The sequence below is a fragment of the Leptothoe sp. LEGE 181152 genome (assembly GCF_032906605.1).
GTDB lineage: Bacteria > Cyanobacteriota > Cyanobacteriia > Phormidesmidales > Phormidesmidaceae > Leptothoe > Leptothoe turfae.
This window is the reverse complement of sequence record NZ_JASATU010000047.1, coordinates 33,782-53,177: the sequence shown is the minus strand read 5'-3', so window position 1 is coordinate 53,177 and position 19,396 is coordinate 33,782. Positions and strand designations below refer to the sequence as shown.

General features: G+C 46.4%; 20 protein-coding genes. 7 read left to right on the top strand and 13 right to left on the bottom strand.

Translation table 11 applies throughout. The annotated features are described in order from the left end of the window. Nucleotides 1-11 precede the first annotated feature (11 nt). Complete coding sequence (locus tag QGP82_RS22730) at nucleotides 12-1,466, top strand: cyclic nucleotide-binding domain-containing protein (RefSeq protein ID WP_163702598.1); 1,455 nt, start codon at nucleotides 12-14, stop codon at nucleotides 1,464-1,466. Nucleotides 1,467-1,477: 11 nt separating this feature from the next. Here QGP82_RS22730 and QGP82_RS22725 read toward each other — a convergent pair whose 3' ends face one another. From QGP82_RS22725 to QGP82_RS22670, 12 genes are all read right to left on the bottom strand, one after another. Next, complete coding sequence (locus QGP82_RS22725) at nucleotides 1,478-1,984, bottom strand: hypothetical protein (RefSeq protein WP_163662426.1); 507 nt, start codon at nucleotides 1,982-1,984, stop codon at nucleotides 1,478-1,480. 197 nt (nucleotides 1,985-2,181) lie between these two features. Further along, nucleotides 2,182-2,397, bottom strand: coding sequence for a hypothetical protein (locus QGP82_RS22720; RefSeq protein WP_163662428.1), 216 nt, complete (start codon nucleotides 2,395-2,397; stop codon nucleotides 2,182-2,184). 606 nt (nucleotides 2,398-3,003) lie between these two features. Then, nucleotides 3,004-3,474 carry a hypothetical protein gene (locus tag QGP82_RS22715; RefSeq protein ID WP_163662430.1) on the bottom strand — a complete coding sequence of 157 codons (471 nt, stop codon included), beginning with the start codon at nucleotides 3,472-3,474 and terminating at the stop codon, nucleotides 3,004-3,006. Between the two features lie 188 nt (nucleotides 3,475-3,662). Continuing rightward, nucleotides 3,663-4,607: a F0F1 ATP synthase subunit gamma gene (locus QGP82_RS22710; RefSeq protein WP_163662432.1), complete on the bottom strand. Its 945-nt coding sequence runs from the start codon at nucleotides 4,605-4,607 to the stop codon at nucleotides 3,663-3,665. Nucleotides 4,608-4,675: 68 nt separating this feature from the next. Then, complete coding sequence (gene atpA / locus QGP82_RS22705) at nucleotides 4,676-6,190, bottom strand: F0F1 ATP synthase subunit alpha (protein ID WP_163662434.1); 1,515 nt, start codon at nucleotides 6,188-6,190, stop codon at nucleotides 4,676-4,678. Nucleotides 6,191-6,324: 134 nt separating this feature from the next. After that, nucleotides 6,325-6,888: an ATP synthase F1 subunit delta gene (gene atpH, locus QGP82_RS22700; RefSeq protein ID WP_163702596.1), complete on the bottom strand. Its 564-nt coding sequence runs from the start codon at nucleotides 6,886-6,888 to the stop codon at nucleotides 6,325-6,327. Continuing rightward, the gene (locus tag QGP82_RS22695) at nucleotides 6,885-7,412 is read right to left on the bottom strand and encodes a F0F1 ATP synthase subunit B (RefSeq protein WP_163662438.1); all 528 of its coding nucleotides are present in this window, start codon (nucleotides 7,410-7,412) and stop codon (nucleotides 6,885-6,887) included. The genes atpH and QGP82_RS22695 overlap by 4 nt, the downstream gene beginning before the upstream one ends. 81 nt (nucleotides 7,413-7,493) lie before the next feature. Further along, nucleotides 7,494-7,922, bottom strand: coding sequence for a F0F1 ATP synthase subunit B' (locus tag QGP82_RS22690; RefSeq protein WP_163662439.1), 429 nt, complete (start codon nucleotides 7,920-7,922; stop codon nucleotides 7,494-7,496). Between the two features lie 178 nt (nucleotides 7,923-8,100). Further along, entirely contained in the window at nucleotides 8,101-8,346 is a 246-nt protein-coding gene (gene atpE, locus QGP82_RS22685; protein WP_006516215.1) for an ATP synthase F0 subunit C, read from the bottom strand. A 103-nt stretch (nucleotides 8,347-8,449) separates the two neighbouring features. Further along, the gene (atpB, locus tag QGP82_RS22680; RefSeq protein ID WP_172642684.1) at nucleotides 8,450-9,211 is read right to left on the bottom strand and encodes a F0F1 ATP synthase subunit A; all 762 of its coding nucleotides are present in this window, start codon (nucleotides 9,209-9,211) and stop codon (nucleotides 8,450-8,452) included. A 76-nt stretch (nucleotides 9,212-9,287) separates the two neighbouring features. Further along, nucleotides 9,288-9,713 (bottom strand): ATP synthase subunit I, encoded by a 426-nt coding sequence (locus QGP82_RS22675; protein ID WP_163662442.1) that lies wholly within the window; start codon nucleotides 9,711-9,713, stop codon nucleotides 9,288-9,290. A gap of 258 nt (nucleotides 9,714-9,971) precedes the next feature. Then, nucleotides 9,972-11,183 carry a class I SAM-dependent methyltransferase gene (locus QGP82_RS22670; protein WP_499061121.1) on the bottom strand — a complete coding sequence of 404 codons (1,212 nt, stop codon included), beginning with the start codon at nucleotides 11,181-11,183 and terminating at the stop codon, nucleotides 9,972-9,974. A gap of 447 nt (nucleotides 11,184-11,630) precedes the next feature. Here QGP82_RS22670 and QGP82_RS22665 point away from each other — a divergent pair, with 447 nt between their 5' ends. The 5 genes from QGP82_RS22665 to QGP82_RS22645 all read left to right on the top strand — a co-directional run bounded on the left by QGP82_RS22665 (nucleotide 11,631) and on the right by QGP82_RS22645 (nucleotide 17,963). Beyond that, nucleotides 11,631-14,321: a phycobilisome rod-core linker polypeptide gene (locus QGP82_RS22665; protein WP_163662444.1), complete on the top strand. Its 2,691-nt coding sequence runs from the start codon at nucleotides 11,631-11,633 to the stop codon at nucleotides 14,319-14,321. A gap of 421 nt (nucleotides 14,322-14,742) precedes the next feature. Beyond that, nucleotides 14,743-15,231 (top strand): allophycocyanin subunit alpha, encoded by a 489-nt coding sequence (gene apcA / locus QGP82_RS22660; protein WP_006516220.1) that lies wholly within the window; start codon nucleotides 14,743-14,745, stop codon nucleotides 15,229-15,231. A gap of 64 nt (nucleotides 15,232-15,295) precedes the next feature. Next, a complete protein-coding gene (gene apcB, locus QGP82_RS22655; RefSeq protein ID WP_006516221.1) occupies nucleotides 15,296-15,781 on the top strand; it encodes an allophycocyanin subunit beta in 486 nt (161 codons plus the stop codon). A 385-nt stretch (nucleotides 15,782-16,166) separates the two neighbouring features. After that, a complete protein-coding gene (locus QGP82_RS22650) occupies nucleotides 16,167-16,370 on the top strand; it encodes a phycobilisome linker polypeptide (protein WP_006516222.1) in 204 nt (67 codons plus the stop codon). 183 nt (nucleotides 16,371-16,553) lie between these two features. Then, on the top strand, nucleotides 16,554-17,963 hold the full coding sequence (locus tag QGP82_RS22645; RefSeq protein WP_163662445.1) for a trypsin-like peptidase domain-containing protein: 1,410 nt from the start codon (nucleotides 16,554-16,556) through the stop codon (nucleotides 17,961-17,963). A 3-nt stretch (nucleotides 17,964-17,966) separates the two neighbouring features. On the opposite strand, the gene QGP82_RS22640 is transcribed toward QGP82_RS22645, so the two are convergent. Continuing rightward, the gene (locus QGP82_RS22640) at nucleotides 17,967-18,155 is read right to left on the bottom strand and encodes a CAB/ELIP/HLIP family chlorophyll-binding protein (RefSeq protein WP_499061120.1); all 189 of its coding nucleotides are present in this window, start codon (nucleotides 18,153-18,155) and stop codon (nucleotides 17,967-17,969) included. 670 nt (nucleotides 18,156-18,825) lie between these two features. On the opposite strand from QGP82_RS22640, the gene QGP82_RS22635 reads away from it, so the two are divergent. Next, nucleotides 18,826-19,224 (top strand): AbrB family transcriptional regulator, encoded by a 399-nt coding sequence (locus QGP82_RS22635; protein WP_163662449.1) that lies wholly within the window; start codon nucleotides 18,826-18,828, stop codon nucleotides 19,222-19,224. The last annotated feature ends 172 nt before the right edge of the window (nucleotides 19,225-19,396 follow it).

Below are 19,396 nucleotides of genomic sequence, written 5' to 3'. Positions count from 1 at the left end.
ATCTCTGCCCCATGGATTTATTTTCAGATTTTCTTCAGCGGCTTAGCCAACTGTTCAACACCAAGCTAGTGGTGTTAGGCAACACCACCATCACACCCAAGCTAATCGTCAGCCTCTGCATTTGGCTAACCGTGATTTTCTTCACCATTGGGTTAGTCAAACGTGTCCTCAAACGGCATCTATTAGCAGGCATTGACGCCAATAACCGCGAGGCAATCGCCACCTTAGTGAGCTATGCAGTCGGTGTCATCGCCATTTTCATCGCCATTCAATACACGGGCATCAACTTAAGCTCCCTGGGCATTATTCTGGGCGGCTTAGGCGTTGGTATTGGGTTTGGTCTACAGCACATTGCGGATGACTTTATCAGCGGTCTGATCATGCTGTTTGAGCGCACCCTAAAGGTCAATGATCTCATTGAACTCGATGACCACCGCTTTCAAGGTTTAGTGGGTCGCATTATTGAAGTCAATCTTCGATCCACCATTATTCGCACCCTCGATGATGGCGATGTCGTCATTCCCAATAACCAGCTGATCAAAAATCGAGTTCTAAATTGGAGCTACAACACCTCCATTGCCCGTCTCAAAATTCCAGTAGGGGTGTCCTACGACAGCGACCCTATCTTGGTGACTGAACTGTTGCTAAAATCCGCCCACATGGAGCCGGCAGTGTGCAGTAAACCGATGCCCAAAGCCATGTTTCTATCCTTTGGCGAAGATGCCCTCGAATTTGAGTTATGGGTTTGGGTGGATGTGAATAAGCGATTCAACGTGCAAAGCTCGCTCCATTTCACCATTGAATATAATTTACGCCAGCACAATGTTGAAATTGCCTTCCCCCAGCGAGATGTATGGATTCGAAACTTAGCCCCCCAAAACAATGGGGATAGCAAGCCGCCCTTCTTTAATCGACAAATTGCCCTAGAGCATCGCCCTGTTGTCTCACCCACCCCCATCACCCTAAAAGACATGCTGCGCCAGGTGAGCTACTTTGCTAACTTTAACGACCTAGAAATTCGACAACTCATTGAGATTGGCCATCGTCAGCGTAGCCATGCCGGTACCACTCTGTTTCATGAAGGAGATTCTGGCAATTCGTTTTACATTTTGCTGGAGGGCAAAGTCGACATCTTAGCTGAAAAACTCAACCGTCATCTCGCCACCCTTGGACCAGGACAATTTTTTGGTGAAGTTGCATTGCTGTTGGGGGTACCCCGCACCGCCATGGCACGAGTTTCTGAAGACGCCCTGCTATTCGTTATTAATCAGCCTAGTTTCTCTGATTTACTGCGGCGATATCCCGACCTCTCAAACCAAGTGGTGCAAGCCATGGCACACCATCGAGACGAACTTGCAAAACGCCAACGGGAAATGCGATCGCTCAACTTAGTTGACTCCAGCGAGGACGATGCTAATCCCGTAATCTGGGCTAGAAAGCGTTTGAAACGAATGTTTGATTTGTAGTCAATTTCCCATCAGCGACTTAATTTAATTTTTGCTGTCACATACCAGGGCCACTGATAATGTTCAGCAATTAGCCACAGCACAATAGTGGCATGAGCCAACAGGGTAATTACCGTCCAAACAATAGAAAACTGATTCAGCCCAGCACCATCAATCGGTGGAAACATATAGTTCGACACCATTATCAGCAAGGCGGGCAAACAAGCAATAGCCAGGGCAAAACTCCAGACAACAGCTGTCACATGGCCATCAGAGTGACGGTTATGACGCCATCGATCCCCCGTCCAAAACCAAACCATAGGCTGAACGTTGTCCACCATTTGAACAGACTGAGCTTCTAAGTTAGCCGAGAAAATATGTCGACAAAAGTTACAGGCAAATGCTTCTGTCAATGTCAGCTCTGACAATTCACCATGACCACAAACCGGGCATTTGTAGGTGTCATGATAGTTTAGTGTACGCAGCGAGTTGTCAGACGGTGGGTTGAAAGTTGACAAAGGATAGCGCTGGTAGCTCATGAAATGCATACGAATGGATCAACATTTCCCTAACGTATGCGTTTTCGACGAGGTCCGAATCGAATGCGCTGCTTTTCTTAACACAGCACCCATCGTCTAAGCAATATGCCTTAACACGATGGCCCTAATGAACAGCTATTGACCCAAGCATTAGCCCTGAGCACCGCCCCAAATCAACGATGGGCATATCGCTAAAATTACTGGCAGCCCATAGCTTTGAGCTGTAATAGCAAAGCATCTGCCTCGGCTTGTAAGTGCAAGATTTCAACCTGAATGTCCGGCTGATACGGGTAAGATTTTAATTCAGCGAGGTAGATTTTTTTATCGTCAGACGCTGGCTGAGTCTCGCGGGTAGAAGCGCTTTTACTCGGCACAGACTCAGAAATCGCCTTGGTTTTAGAAACAGTTTTCATAATTATGTCGCTAGTAAGAACTACTCAGCGAAGTAGCATCGGAATTTTAACCCAAAAGTTCCCACCATAACTTAATCAAAAGATACCAATATTTAATCTATCCCTTGATATTTCCTATGCATAACGCATTGGCTAGACCTTAAGTCACCCAGTAAAAGCCTGAGTATCCTTTTACACAAAGGGTTATGGGCTTTGGGGACTATGAAGCTAAAAATTCCACACCAAGAAATATTATGGTCATCCAGGTTTTAGTGTGGGTTGACCACAGCTGCACATTGCCCCCAAGAACATCCACCGTATCGCTAATGGGCTTTCTAGGGGGGCTCCAGACACGGCTGTGGCTGCGCTAGCAGGCCCGTTATGCAGGACCGATATTAGCACACCGGTAAAGGGATAAATCTGAGCTAGGCCAAATACGCCTGCACATGCCAGAGGGATCATTAAACCGATGGTTGTCGAGGATGACAGGACCAGAATTCAGCAAGCATCCCACAAAGACAACACTGAACTACGGTATGGCTAAATTCTTTTGAGGTTGACTCTGTAGGGACATAGAGTCAATCTTCTGTTTTAAACAGATGAACGACAGGTTAATACGTGTTTGAACTACTCTGTAGAATCTAACGATTCATCGCTCTGGGACGTTTGATCTTTAGCTAACAAGTCAATGGTATCTCCAAGGGCTGTGGTCAAGCTTTGGCGAGTTTCTTCGTGGGCTACCTGCTCAGCTTTAAGGGTACTGGACAGCTGAGCACATCGGGTCAGAGCCTGAGTTAACTGCGATCGCAACTCATCTACCGACTCCAGATGTTCAACCTGGGCCAACGCCTTTTGCAAATCACGAGAGACTTCACCGTCAGCAGGTGACTGTTTTAAATTTTCTAATTCATTGGCCAATACCCGAATCCGTGTTTGACTTCTCTCAGCATCGTTACGACGCTGCTCGGATTCTGACTCATACAACCTTCGCCAGTTAGCTGCACTAGCATAGGCCTGATCACGCTCTTGATTTAGAACATTCAATTGCTGCTGTAATGTCTGAATCTCCGCTAGCCACTGAGATACTTCGTTGACCATGGGCTCTGTCCGAGACAATTGGTTTACAGGATATAGCCTTTTTCTAAAAAATGTACAGGGTTCCTTAAATCTTGAATATAGAGGCAGGATCGTGCCATGGAACGCCCCTACCAAGCAAAAAAAGGCAGTGCTACGCACTGCCAGTACATATGGGGTTAAATCTGAGAGCAACTCAACTGTATGACTGCTTATCCTAACGCAGCAGCACCCCCAACCACCTCAAGGATCTCTTGGGTAATGGCCGCCTGACGAGCTTTGTTATAGTCCAGAGTTAACGTCTTAACTAACTCACTAGCATTGTCACTGGCGTTGTTCATTGCAGTCATTCGAGCCGCAAGCTCACTCGCTGCGGACTCTTGCAGAGCTCGCAAGATCTGGTTATTCAGATACAGCGGTAACAGTGCATCCAAGATTTGAACCGGATCCTGTTCAAAGATCATATCTTGGGGTAACTGCACTTGCTGGGTCTCAACCGGTTCACGCTCTACCTTAAACTGTCCACCGCGAGTCGTTAGGCGAAAGATCTCATCTTCCTTATCCAGACCTTCGGGGTCCAGAGGCAATAACGTCTGAGTGACAGGACGAGAACTAACCAAGGATACAAACCTTGTATAAATCAACTCTACTCGGTCTACCTCTTCAGATAAGAACAGCGACAAAGCCTTATCGGCAATACTAGAGGCCTCTTCCGCTGTCGGAATCTGCTCCAGGCCATCGAAAGTTGAATCAATGGGGTAATCACGATTCTGAAAATACTGAATCGCCTTACGACCAATCAACACCATCTGATAACCAATACCTGCAGCCTTGAGTTCCTTCGCACGGGTCTCAGCACGACGAATAATATTGGCATTGTAGCCACCGCAAAGACCACGATCGGCAGACACAACAACCAAAGCAACATTGCGAACGTCTCTAATTTGCAACAGGGGCAAGTTAGCATCTTCAAACTTTAATCGAGTCTGAAGGCCGTAAAACACCTGAGCTAAGCGATCGGCAAAAGGGCGGGTTGCTTCAACCTGTTCCTGGGCACGACGCACCTTCGCGGCGGCCACCAGGCGCATCGCTTCGGTAATTTTACGAGTGTTTTTGACCGATTTAATCCGGTCACGAATCAGTTTGAGATTAGGCATATATGTTGTTCTCAGCCTAATGTCCCTAGTTGACTGAATCAGTCAACCAGGGACAGGCCAACCTCCTCCTATGCTGCCATGAAGGACTGCTTGCACTCAGCAATCGCTTCACTTGCCAATTCCTTAACCTTGTCAGTTAGTTTCTTACCTTCGTTGATTTCCTTAACCAACTCAGGCTTGCTGGTATTGATGTAGTTGCATAGCTCAGCAACTAAAGGAGCAACCTTCTCCACCGGTACATCATCAAACAGACCATTAATGCCGCCATAGACGACGGTTACCTGCTCGTGCAAGGACCGAGGAGCGTATTGAGACTGTTTTAGAAGTTCTCTTAGACGTACACCACGGGCTAGCTGAGCTTGGGTAGCTGCATCTAAGTCAGACGCAAACTGGGCAAAGGCCTGTAGCTCGTCAAACTGAGCTAGCTCAAGCTTGAGTTTACCGGCGACTTTCTTCATTACCTTGGTCTGGGCTGCACCCCCGACTCGGGAGACTGAAATACCTGCATTAATGGCAGGACGTAGACCCGAGTTAAACAGGTCAGATGACAAGAAAATCTGACCGTCGGTAATGGAAATGACGTTGGTGGGAATATAGGCGGAAACGTCACCTGCCTGGGTTTCGATAATGGGCAGGGCTGTCATGCTACCTTCACCTAGCTCAGGGCTGAGCTTAGCTGCACGCTCTAGCAAACGAGAGTGGATGAAGAATACGTCTCCAGGATAGGCTTCACGACCGGGTGGACGACGTAGTAGCAAGGACATTTGACGATAGGCCTGGGCTTGCTTAGTCAGGTCATCGTAGATAATCAATGTCGCTTTACCCTGGTACATAAAGTACTCAGCTAGGGCTGCTCCAGTGTAGGGAGCTAAGAACTGCAGAGGGGCAGGGTCGTTAGCATTGGCGGAAACAACAATGGTGTAATCCATAGCGCCACGCTCTTCGAGCACGCCAACTACCTGGGCGACAGAAGCTGCCTTCTGACCAATGGCAACGTAGATACAAATAACGTCTTGGTCCGCCTGGTTAAGGATGGTGTCGATTGCGATCGCAGTCTTACCAGTCTGACGGTCACCAATAATAAGCTCACGCTGACCACGCCCCACAGGAATCATGGCGTCAATTGCGGTAATACCGGTTTGCATAGGCTCATAAACCGACTTCCGCGCAATGATGCCAGGTGCAGGTGCCTCTAGCAGACGGCTATCCGTGGTAGCGATATCACCCTTACCATCAATAGGACGGGCCAGGGCATCCACTACGCGACCTAGCATCGCATCGCCCACTGGGACCTCAGCAATCTTGCCAGTTGACTTAACAGTACTGCCTTCACTTAGGTTGCGACCGTCACCCATCAAAACCGCACCAACGTTGTCCTCTTCAAGGTTAAGGGCAATACCGACAGTGCCATCCTCAAACTCAAGCAGCTCACTCGCCATTGCTTGGTCCAGGCCGTAAATTCGGGCAATACCGTCACCTACCTGCAGCACAGTACCGACATTGGATACCTTGACATCCTGGTCATACTGCTCAATCTGCTGCTTAATAATGCTACTGATTTCGTCAGGTCTGATGCTTACCATTGGAGTTGCTCTACTAACTCAGATATCAACAAAAAATCATCTAAACAATGTTCGATATAAGATTGGTGCTAAAAACAAGCATTCTCAACCAAATCGAACTCTAACACTTGATAAACGCTCAAGTGCCAAACACCCTAGCGAGAAGAAGCGCTACTCAACTGAATGCTGATACGCCGCAGCTGACCCCGCAAACTGGCATCTATCACCTGGGAACCAACCTTGATAATCACCCCCCCTAACAGCTCTGGATCCAGAGCTGTCTTAAGCTCGACAGAACGAGCACCGGTCATAGCAATCACCTTCTGGCGAATCGAATCTTTCTGGGAATCAGAGAGCTCAATAGCAGAGGTAGCTTCAGCTAGAACAGTCTGATTAATTTCCCGCACTAATTCTTGATATCGCTCACAAATACGTCCTAAAAATGCGATGCGTCCCCGATCAACCAGCAACATAACAAAGTTCAGCATCGTCGGATGCAGTTGCTCTGATGCCACTTGGCGCAAAACATTCTTTTTAATATCAGGATTGATAATCGGATTCTCAAGTAGCTGGCTTAGTTCAGAAGATGCCGACAACAACTCAGTCAACGCATAAGAGTCCTGACTAAAGCGATCAACCAAATCACCGTCTTGTGCAACAGACAACAATGCCTGAGCGTAAGGAGCAACCAAGCCCTCAATCACTACACTATCTTTCACAAGCTACCCCCCAAAAGACCAATACTCTGATCAATTAGCCTTTGCTGAAGCCCGTCATCCACCTGGGAGCGTAATTGCGACTCCACCTTCTCAACAGCAAGGGCCGAGATGCGCTGACGCAACTCAAGCACCACACGATCCCTTTGGGAAGAAAGGTCTCGAGCAGCCTCATCCTTCATTCGCTGAACATCCTTGGACGCCTGAGCTAGGATATTATCTTTGGCTACCTTAGCGGCGGCCTCACCATCAGATTTAATCTGAACAGCCGTTGCCTGAGCCTCGGCCAAATTTTTCTGCTGCTCACCCAGCGCCTTAGAAGCTTCCTTCAACCGTTTTTCAGCATCTTGAATGGCCGCCTCAATGCTGGAGCGACGCTCAGCCATGATGGAGCCTAAAAAGCTTCGTCCGAAGTAAACAATTAGGGCAATCAGAATAGAAAGATTAACAAGGTTGGTTTCTAAAATATCGAAATTTAAACCAAACCCACTCTCTTCTGTCGCCAGTAGCCAAAAATTTTCAACCATAGCTATCACTGCGCGCCAATAATCCCTTTATAAATGCAGCTTCTCAAACTCAAGCGAGTCAGAAGGACAAAATAATTCAGCCTAAGCAGCCGAAGCACCCAAAAGCTTGCCTAAAATCTGTTGACTCAGAGAATCAACTTGCCCCTCAAGAGCCTGCAAAGCCTCCTGTTTCTGCTGATCCAACTCCCTCTGAACCTGCTCACGCTGCTGCTGCGCATCTGCCTGAGCCTGAGCGATCTGTTTATCAACAGTCTCTTTTGCTTCTGCCTGGGCCTGAGCAATTAACTGCTGAGCCTGTCTCCGACTGTCGGCCAACTCCTGATCGTATTGCTTAGCAAGCTTTTCAGCTGCCTCTAAATACTCTGCAGCAGAGGACTTACTAGTTCGAATATAGCCATCACGATCATCAAGCGTCTTTGAAATCGGCTTGAAAAAAACTGCGTTCAGAAGAAACGTGAGTAACACAAATTGCAAAGCCATCAAAGGCAGCGTTGCGTCAAAATCAAACATTTTTCGATTTCCCTAAACCTGAGAACCCATCAACATTCAAAAAAGTTGAAGAAACAAATAGTTATTGGCCCAACTCAGGTGTAATCCAACACAATGTAGTTACTAGGGCGTTACCTGCAAAGGGTTCAATCCCTATGCGGACCATGAACACAGATAACGCCCCTAAAGCCAACCTTCTTTAAGCAAGGGGGTTTGCAAACAGAAGTACCAGAGAAATAACCAGACCGTAGATGGTAAGAGACTCCATAAATGCAAGAGTCAGCAGCAAAGTACCGCGAATTTTACCTTCTGCTTCGGGCTGACGAGCAATACCTTCGACAGCTTTACCAGAAGCATTACCCTGACCAATACCAGGGCCAATTGCGGCTAGGCCAACTGCTAGAGAAGCGGCGATAACTGAAGCAGAAGCAACTAACGGATCCATAATGTATTTCCTTTTCGGTATATACGAAACAAACAAGACTGAGAGTCAGTAAAAGCAAGTAAACAAAGCCACTTGCAGGTTAGAAGCGCTCTAGCAATAGGGGCTAAGCATGCTCCTCGTGACCTTCGTCACCATGCCCTTCCAAAGCCTCGTGAATATAGGCTGCCGCTAAAGTAGCAAACACCAATGCCTGGATGGCACTAGTAAACAGCCCCAACATCATAACGGGCAGGGGGACAAACAAAGGGACCAATAGCACCAGAACGGCAACTACAAGTTCATCTGCCAAGATATTTCCAAAGAGACGGAAGCTCAGTGAAAGTGGCTTGGTGAAGTCTTCAAGAATTGCGATCGGTAGCAAAATTGGAGTTGGCTCAATGTATTTCGCGAAATATCCTAAACCTCGCTTTTTAAATCCTGCATAAAAATATGCTAAGGACGTCAGTAAAGCCAGAGCAACCGTTGTATTGATATCACCGGTTGGAGCAGCAAGCTCTCCTTCAGGAATTTCAATTACATGCCAAGGGAGAAGTGCCCCCGACCAATTAGACACAAAGATAAACAGAAACAATGTGCCTACAAACGGCAGCCAAGGACGATATTCCTTTTCGCCGAGCTGATTCTTCGCAATGTCTCTGACAAACTCAAAGACATACTCCATCAGGTTCTGCATACCCTGAGGCACCCTTTGCATATTTCGGGTAGCCAGAACAGAAGCTATAAGAAGCAGTCCAATCACAAACCAAGAGGTCAAAAAGACCTGGCCATGGAGTTTAAGTCCTCCCAGATGCCAATAGAAGTGATGACCTACCTCTAGCTCCGCTAACGGCAACACATCAAAGTGCAGCAAACTTAGCATCTTAATTCAGGTTAGGTTGACCAAAAAGACAGTAGGCCAAATGATTAGCGGCTAATTCAGCCAGGGCAAAATCACAGACTGTTTAGGTCGTTGACAATGACTTGAGCATGTATGCGATGAGGGCAGCTTTGTAGGTTAGGAAACCTAAAAAAATTGGGACGATTTGCAATTGATCCACCTGGGATGCAACTACTATTAACCCAATAAAAAGAGCAAGCTGATTCTTGCCCACTTTAGATTTTTCTCTACCAAGTTTCTCAACGCTTTTAGCCAGTAACTTCAAGTAAACCACGCCCGAACATGCCCCAATTAAGTAATTTAGGGCTGTGTTGAGGGAGTAGGCCATCCAAACCGAAATGAAGGTTACCAACATCAGCAAGAGTGTCCACAAAAACAACTCGTTTTGAAGTTGGTAGTACTCTTCCATAGAAGAGTGAGGCTCTGGAGAAACTTCTCCAGTCACCAAGGCTTCGGAATTAACATCCGTTGCACCATCATTTTCATCCATAGATGAGTCTCTAAGAGGTTCGTCTGGCAAATTCACAGAAATCACTCAAACTAGCCTAGGCAAACTTGCAATAGGGGCCGAAGTCCTTCCTGCAAGCCGAGGTCAATCATATCATTTAAAGCTAACAATACTTAATACGAATCCCCTGGCGTACCACAGGTAAGCATTTTTTTACCACTCATATATAAAAATAATATTTAGCAAAAGCGATACTTGACTCAACTAGTTGAGTCAAGTATCGGCGTTCCTATCCTGATGCTATTCGGATGGTTCTAGCAGAATCAGTTGTCGTGATTGTAATGAGCGCACTTCCGACAGCTCTAAGGGGGATTTTGCCAACACATCGGCTACGGTTTCTTTTTTGCCCGCACTTGCTTCACAAGCCTGCAAAAATTCATATTCGCTATCACTGACTTGAATCAGCTGATAATCGGCATTAAAAAATGACCGACTGGGCCAACCAGACAGACAGGGGGTCAGAATTGGATAAGCAGCTAGCAGGCGCTGATCATCGGACCAGTCCATGCAAAGGAGGGGGGGACGAGCCAGGAAAAATTCATAGTGGGTAAGTTCAGGATCAAGCAGCTCAATCAATCGATATTGGGCTCGCCGATCTAACTTTTGAGCACGTTCCATCACGTCAGGAGCTTTAGCAATCAGACGTTCTAGGCTCCAATATTGAGGGTTAGAGAATCCCACAAACTCTAATCCAGAAGCATCGATCAACTCAAATAGAGTATCGATGGTATAGTCCACCTCCTGGGGATGGACATACATATCAGCAAAGCATTCGTCCTGATGATTTTCTAAGGCCCAGCGCTCTTTGTCACGTTTGACGATGCGGTTGTTTTCAGGCAACGCCTCAAAGAGTTGACGGCCAACAGATACGCCATCACGATAATCGCCACGGTTTTCGCCCTGAAGCATGGCGATCGCTTCTTGCATCAAGGAGATTTCCCATCGCCCTAACGCTGCATAGACAAAAATATGCAGTAAACCGCCTGGCGCAACCTTAGCAGCTAATGACTGAATGCCCTTAATCGGATCGGGCATGTGGTGGAGCACACCTACACAGTTGATCAGATCAAATTGTCCTGCAATCTGGTCAACATCATAGATGCTGAGATTTTGAAACGTTACTCGATCAGCCCCTGAACGCTGGCAACGCTCACGAGCCACTTTCAACGTGCCGGCACTCAGATCAATTCCGGTAACCTGAGCCTGAGGGTTTAGGTGAACCAAATATTCAGTACCTACACCAGAACCACAGCCTGCATCTAGAATCCTGACCTGCTCAGTTTCAGGTAATCGGCCGGTGCAAAAGTTGTAAGCCGTGGGCCAATACCATCGCCAGTTATAACCAGGAGGGGGTTCATCAATCAGGGGTTCGGGTGGAAATGGGTATGTGTCATACAGCTTGGCAACCGCTGCACTAACAGCAGCTTCGTTTTCGGAAGTCATGGGAGACATAGTTTAGGATTCTCAGTTTCGAGTTTTGAATGCGTCAAACTCCATAGCTCTACCCAGCCATGTTTCCTCACCGCAAATACCTAGAGTTCAAACCTAGGCACGCAAAACTCAAAACTCTAACCCTTTAAGGGTGCCACTTTTCGAGAAATGCTTCGTAAATTCAAGTAACAAAACTTATCTTTCTTCTCATCCACTGACACGCCTTCTTTTATGATGACTCAGTGGGCTAATAACAAGATGTTACACAGTCTTTAGACAGGCATCTTAGTGTCCGCAATCGATTTAATCTGGAACTGTCACAAGAGCCTATCGGCCCATCGCGCTGCCTGATGGTATTAACCAATGCTCTGGATCATTTTTAAGATCTGGAGTTGCTCGGCGCTGAGGGAGGGGTCTGATGCAATCACCTATTGCAATCAAATTTTAGAAGGGAGCCTTTGAAAAGGAATGACTGTAACTGCTAGTGGTGGAAGCTCCTTAGTGCGGCCACAACTTTATCAAACCTTGCCGGTTACCGCGATTACTCAGGCCGAGCAGCAAGACCGCTACATGGAGCGGGGTGAGTTATCTGAACTATCTGACTTCTTTAAGTCGGGTCGGAAGCGTATTGCGATCGCACAGATTATTACTCAATATTCCGAGCTGATCGTTTCTCAAGCCGCCAACCGTATCTTTACTGGGGGCTCCCCCCTGTCTTACCTGGAGAGAGTTGCACCTGAGCCGGTCGACATGGCTATGGCAGCTCAAGGCGATTCAGGTACAGAAACCTACATTGAAAAGGGGGACAGTGGTGGTCTGTTTTCTGGATTAAGGGGCTTGGTTAGTAGTGCTGGCGACCTTGGTCCAATTCCCCCTGGATTTCGCCCCATCAACGTAGGTCGCTACGGTCCCAGCAACATGCAAAAGTCCCTACGAGACATGAGCTGGTTCCTGCGCTACCTGACCTATGCCATCGTTGCTGGCGACCCTAACATCATTGCGGTTAACGTTCGTGGATTGCGGGAAATCATCGAAGACGCCTGTTCTTCCGCAGCTACCTTGGTCGCTCTCCAAACTATGCGCGCGGCAAGCATCGGCTACTTCAGAGGGGACACCGAAGCCCAAGAGCTGATTCGGTCCTATTTCAATCTGTTGATTGATGAATTTAAGGCTCCCGCCCCCTCCAATAAGCTACGTCAGCGTCCATCCAAGGATCTGCAAGGTCTGCAACTACCCCAAATCTATTTCAATGCGGCTGAGCGTCGCCCCAAGTTCGTAATGAAGCCGGGCCTCTCAACTGCTGAAAAAAATACAGTGGTGAAAGCGGCCTATCGTCAGGTCTTTGAGCGCGATATTAAGCGAGCCTATTCCTTAGACATTTCTAATCTGGAATCTCAGGTTAAAAATGGCGAAATCGCGATGAAAGAGTTTATTCGTCGCTTAGCGAAGTCGCCTTTATACCGCAAGAACTTCTTTGAGCCTTACATCAACAGTCGTGCTCTAGAATTAGCATTTCGTCACATTTTGGGCCGTGGTCCCGGCTCCCGTGAAGAAGTTCAGAAATATTTCTCCATCGTTTCTGAAGGCGGTCTCCCCAAACTCGTAGATGCTCTGATCGACTCTGATGAGTACGGCGACTACTTTGGGGAAGAGACGGTACCGTATCTCCGGGGTTTGGGCCAGGAAGCGCAGGAATGTCGCAACTGGGGACCTCAGCAAAACTTGCTAAACTACAGTGCACCTTTCCGCAAAAACCCTGAGTTTCTGACGACGTTTGCCTCCTATGATCAGCCCTTACCCGATCAGCACCCTTATGGCTCTGGTAACGACCCGCTAGAAATTCAGTTTGGTGCGATCTTTCCTAAGGAAACTCGTAATCCCAGCAGCAGCCCTGCTCCCTTCAGCAAAGATACCCGTCGTATCCTGATTCGTCGGGGTGCCGGTATTGATAGTCAGGTGAGCAATCCTGGTGCTCGTCCTAAATCTCCAGGGAGCTTAGGACCCAAGGTATTCAAATTAGACCAGATACCAGCGGGTAATGGGGCCAATATCAAGTTTGCTGAAAGCTCCACCCAAACAATCATTCGGGCCGCTTATCGTCAGGTATTTGGTCGAGATGTTTATGCGGGTCAAGAGCTTAAGTCCGCTGAGAATCGCCTCGAAAATGGTGACATCTGTATGCGCGACTTTGTGCGTGCGATCGCAAAATCAGAAGCCTTCCGCAAGACCTACTGGTCTTCTCTCTATGTTATGAAGGCTGTTGAATACATTCATCGTCGTTTGTTAGGCCGCCCCACCTACGGTCGTCAAGAAACCAACAAGTACTTCGACATTTGTGCTAGGCAAGGATTCTATGCCCTGGTGGATACGCTGATTGATAGCCCGGAGTACACCGAGGTCTTCGGAGATGACACCATTCCCTACGAGCGTTACGTGACTCCAGCGGGTCAATCCCTCAGGTCCTTCCGTACTGGGACCGTTGATGCTACTGGTCTTAAGCCTGTATCTAAGCCCCAGGTTCCCCGCTTTGTTGAACTGGGTGCCGTTAACTCCTCTCGAGGCGATATCGAAGTTAACAAGCGCATGGGCCAAGGCGTTAATTTACGTCGTGTTCAGTCCAAAGTCTTCAAGCTCACTAGCCTGTATGACAAGGCCAATATCAAGCTGGTCACTCAGGCAGCATACCGTCAGGTCTTTGAGCGTGACATTTCTCCCTATGTCATCAAGACCGAGTTCACCTCCCTTGAGAGTCAGCTGAGCAACGGCGAGATCAACATGAAGGAGTTTATTGAAGGCCTAGGCTGCTCTGATCTCTACCAGAAAGAGTTCTATGCCCCCTATCCCAACACTAAAGTGATTGAGCTAGGCACCAAGCACTTCCTAGGACGTGCTCCTCTAAATCAGATAGAGATTCGGAAATACAACCAGATTTTGGCAACCCAGGGCATCCGTGGCTTTATTCAAACCATGGTCGAAACGCCTGAATATGCTGAATTCTTTGGCGAAGATACGGTCCCCTATCGTCGCTTCCCAACATTGCCAGCAGCTAATTTCCCCAACACTGAGCGCTTATATCAGCAGCTCACTCGTCAAAACGATGATGTTGTCGTTCCCAGCTTTGCGCCTTCAGTCTCACCAACAGCATCTATTGACACCTAGTTAGTTTGTGCGTAGGTCCCATTAAGCAGCGTCTAAGAACACCCAACAATAGCTAAGCCGATTTAAAGCTTGGCTATTGACGGGTGTCATATTAGTTTTAGATAGCTTGATGTTAGATAACATAGAGCAATTCTGAGGGATACTATTACAAAATATTACGCACTCCCTAAGAAGGTCAGCCGAATACCGGAAAATACTCTCGGAAGGTAGCTAAGCTGATAAAAGATTTCTCGAAATCTAAGCTGATATTTGGCATGCTTCAATCGTCGAATTAAGCATTGAATCGGCCCATAGGTTGCCTGCTTGATTTGATTTAGAGTGGAAATGAGACTGCTGTTACTTTTTAAAAAGGTGATATCAGTTTTTTCAAGGTGAACAGTGATAGTTTCACCTGAATATATTCTTTCGGAGGAATCCATAGATGAGTATTGTCACGAAATCAATCGTGAATGCCGATGCTGAGGCCCGTTACCTTAGCCCTGGTGAATTGGATCGAATCAAGGGATTCGTTACTTCTGGTGAGCGTCGTCTCCGCATTGCTCAGGTTCTAACTGAGTCCCGTGAGCGCATCATCAAGCAGGCTGGTGATCAGCTTTTCCAAAAGCGTCCTGACGTTGTTTCTCCCGGTGGTAACGCCTACGGTGAAGAAATGACCGCAACTTGTCTACGTGACATGGACTACTACCTACGTCTTATCACCTACGGTATTGTTGCTGGTGATGTGACTCCCATTGAGGAGATTGGTCTAGTAGGTGCTAAGGAGATGTACAACTCTCTAGGTACATCCATTCCTGCTGTAGCTGATTCAGTTCGCTTTATGAAGGGTGTTTCATCTTCTCTGCTATCTGGTGATGATGCTGCTGAAGCCGCTTCTTACTTCGATTACGTTGTTGGCGCGATGTTGGGTTAAGCGACTCGGTTTTCCCATTACGCTATTTAGCCACATCGTCAAATTTCACTAAGGAATTCAAATCATGCAAGACGCGATTACTTCTGTAATTAATTCTTCGGACGTTCAGGGTAAGTACCTTGATCAGTCTTCCATGGATAAGCTGGCTGCTTACTTCCAGACTGGTGAGCTGCGTGTTCGTGCAGCTACTGCAATCGGTGCAAATGCTTCCGAAATCGTTAAGGATGCTGTAGCAAAGGCTCTACTGTACTCTGACATCACTCGCCCTGGTGGCAATATGTACACCACTCGTCGCTATGCTGCTTGCATCCGCGACTTGGACTACTATCTACGCTATTCCACCTACGCTATGTTGGCTGGTGATCCTTCCATCCTGGATGAGCGTGTGCTTAACGGTTTGAAGGAGACTTACAACTCTCTAGGTGTACCCGTAGGTGCGACTGTCCAAGCTATTCAGGCTATGAAAGAAGTAACTGCTAGCCTTGTTGGCGCTGACGCTGGTAAGGAAATGGGTATTTACTTTGACTACATCTGCTCTGGCCTTAGCTAGGTCAAGCTCATGTGGTTTAGATTGGTAAAGCCAATCTAGCGCTATTTCGGAAGTCTGAAGCGAGTGTTAGCTGATCGCAATCTGTCTATGCTGAGGGATTATGACAGCTGGTCATTGGTTATCGGACTTCCGAATTTTTAACTCTATGGTTAGCATTTGGGTTCTTGTTACAAACATCCTAAGGACTAAGTCATAGACACATCCATCTATTTGGGCAGTTTGAGACTGAACACCTAGCAACGTTAAGCAGTGCTAGTTTGACTCTCACTCAGCTGATAGTTAGCCCAATTAATCTAAAGCAAAATAAACATTGCTCCAGTTGATGGGCCTTTCGCAATTGATTTGAAAAATTAGTTTTTGTTTAAGAGTAGGAGACATCTCTGCTATGCGTATGTTTCGGATTACTGCCTGTGTGCCGAGTCAATCTCGCATTCGCACCCAGCGCGAGCTACAGAATACTTTTTTTACTAAGCTCGTTCCCTACGACAGCTGGTTTCGCGAGCAGCAGCGAATTCAAAAGATGGGCGGCAAGATTGTCAAGGTAGAACTGGCAACTGGTAAGCCTGGAGCTAATACTGGTTTAGCCTAAGGTCATACACCCAACAGCTTCTATTACTAACTAAAAAGGGAGCAACTTAAGTTGCTCCCTTTTTAGTTAGTAATGTTTACGTAAGCGGTCGGGAAGCTCTTGTGAAATCTTATCTGGGGTTACCGGAATCGTTTGATAGTTACGAGTATCTTATAGGAAACTTCCCCTTCTGCTGAAAAAGCAATGACATCCATTTTTCTGAAATCCTTTTCAGGTGTTTTAGCCTGCACCCTGGGTCTAAGTGTTCTTGGAAACACACCGTTTACCTTGCACCAAGGGATTCCTGCAGCACAGGCTCAAGGATTTAATGAAGAAACGAATGTCCGGGTATATCAACAAGCTAGTCCCGCAGTCGTGGCTATTGATGCAGGCAACAGTACTGGCAGTGGCAGCATTATCACCCAAGACGGTTTAGTACTTACAAACGCCCATGTGGTTGGCACTGCCAGCCAAGTTACTGTCAGCCTGGCAGATGGGCGTCAGTTTCCAGGTCGGGTAATTGGATATGCTGATGAGAATTTGGACTTGGCCGCTATTCAAATTGACGTTGAAAATACAACATTTCCCACTATTCCTTTAGCTAATAGCAATGCTCAAGTAGGACAGCAAGCGTTTGCAATTGGGAATCCCTTTGGGCTACAAGGAACGTTTACAGTGGGCATCGTCAGCCGTATCGACGCAGAGCGCGGATTAATTCAAACAGATGCGGCCATTAATCCCGGTAACTCAGGCGGCCCTTTACTCAATCGCAACGGCGAACTCATTGGCGTCAATACATCTATTTTTACAACGGGGGAAAACGCAGGCAGTATTGGTATTGGTTTTGCGATCGCAACACCCCAAATCACCCCTTTCATTGCGGCTGTTAGAAATGGCACGGCTAACACAACTGCATCTCGCCAAAATCGAACGATGCAAGAGCCCTCACCCATTGCCATTGACGGCAGGGCGGTGCTAGGTCGCCTTGATAGCAACAGTAATCTTTTACCGGACAATAGCTATTTCAATGCCCATACGTTTGAGGGCACAGCCGGTCAGCGCATTAGCATCGCCATGAGTAGCAATCAGGTTGACGCTTACCTGTTACTCTATGGCCCAAATCAAGAATTTTTAGGCGAAAACGACGACGCTGGCAATAGTCGTAACGCCCGTTTAGATATTACCCTCCCCGCCAATGGCACCTATTTTGTATTCGCCAATTCTTATGGAGCCAGTGAGCAAGGAAACTATCAGTTAAGCATTAGCAATCTGACAAATAATGGAACCAGCCATAGCAATACCTATCTATTGAGCGAGAATGGGAGCTTAAGCACGCAGGATGATCGGCTGACGGACAACAGTCTCTATGATGAATACTATTTCAATGGTCAACAGGGACAAGATGTGACCATTACCCTCACAAGTCAAGATTTTGATGCATATTTACTACTCATTGACGAGCAGGGTAACAAAATCGCTGAGAATGACGACACGGCACAAAACAACAGCGATGCAGCGATTCAGATAAAACTACCCTATACCGGTGAGTATCGAATAATTGTTAATGCTTATGACCAAACTGGACAGGGGCAATATCAAATGAGAGTTCAGTAGACTCTAAGGCAACCCTATCCAGGTAAAAAAATCTTGGCGTGTAAATAACTCCAGCAACAATAGGGCCCAAAAACCCACCATTGCAAAACGACCATTAACACGTTCAGCATAAGCAGTCCAACCAAAACCGGGCGCATCGGCGGATGTCTCTGGAGTCGATTGTGACGTATCGGGCTCTAGTGGTTTAGACATATCACAATCAGAAAAATAAAAAACAAACAAAAGGCCAATGCTACAAATCTAGAAAACATTGGTCAAAAAGCTTCACCATTCTATCGAAATGATAGCCAATTCCATAGCACCCAGTAACTATCACTAGTGTAGCTACAAATCAATTACCTTTGTAGGGTAGAGAAATTAGTTGCTGAACTATTAACAGCTAGCACATTATTACAGTTGATAGGCTTCGTTTATATCTTTAATAAAATCCAATCAACCTCTTAGCAAAAATTAGATTAAAGCTTTTTAGCCAAAATTAGACATAGCCAAACTAGTTTTTTTCTAGATAGAATAAATACGTTTTAGAACAACACAGTTAAAAAATTCACGTCAAGAACCTATCAGAGGTAAGATGCAAAGAATATACAATGACAATAATTTGTTAGTATCACTAGAGTTTGCATATTAGATGCAACTGTAGTCAGAACTGTAGTTTTTTGTAGAGAAAACTCAGAGTTTCAATTTAGATGGAGCTTGGGGTTTAAGTACTCCTAGATAAACAGGTTTTACGTCTGTTATAATCAGGTCCTCTCACTAATAATGAGATCTACACAACTCGAATATTGAGAGTTATATAGTTCTAATCCCATTAATTCACCGACATCGCCTCTTTCTAGATCTAACCATTAATTCTTCAAATCCGATGGCTGATACTAAAACCACGCCACTGACAGGGAAAGCGCTGCTTCAGAAAATGAAGGAAATCACCCATCTACCAAAGCGAGAGAAAGCTAAGGAGTGCGGGTACTACAGCATTACTAAGGACAATCAAGTCAGGGTAAATCTGACTGATTTTTATGATGCTTTACTAGCTGCTAGAGGGATTCCTCTAGGACCAGAAAGTACTAAGGATGGTCGCGGACGTGAACCGACTTATCGAGTGAGTGTACACAAAAATGGTCAAATTGTTATTGGGTCTACTTACACCCAAGAAATGGGGTTAAAGCCAGGAGACGAGTTTGAAATCAAGCTGGGTTATAAGCATATCCACTTGATTCAGTTGGGTGATAATAAGGATGAAAATGATGATGATGAGGATTAAGCATTGAGCATAGGTTTAAATTAGAATCTAGGCGTGTATTCAGTGTTATTCGTATCCGACCGCATACACCTGTTTAACAGTTTGCAAAATATTTAGCAAAAGAAACGGAGTAATTAGCTAATTACTCCGTTTCTTTTATTAGGATTACAAGCACAAAAAACATTTCTACAGA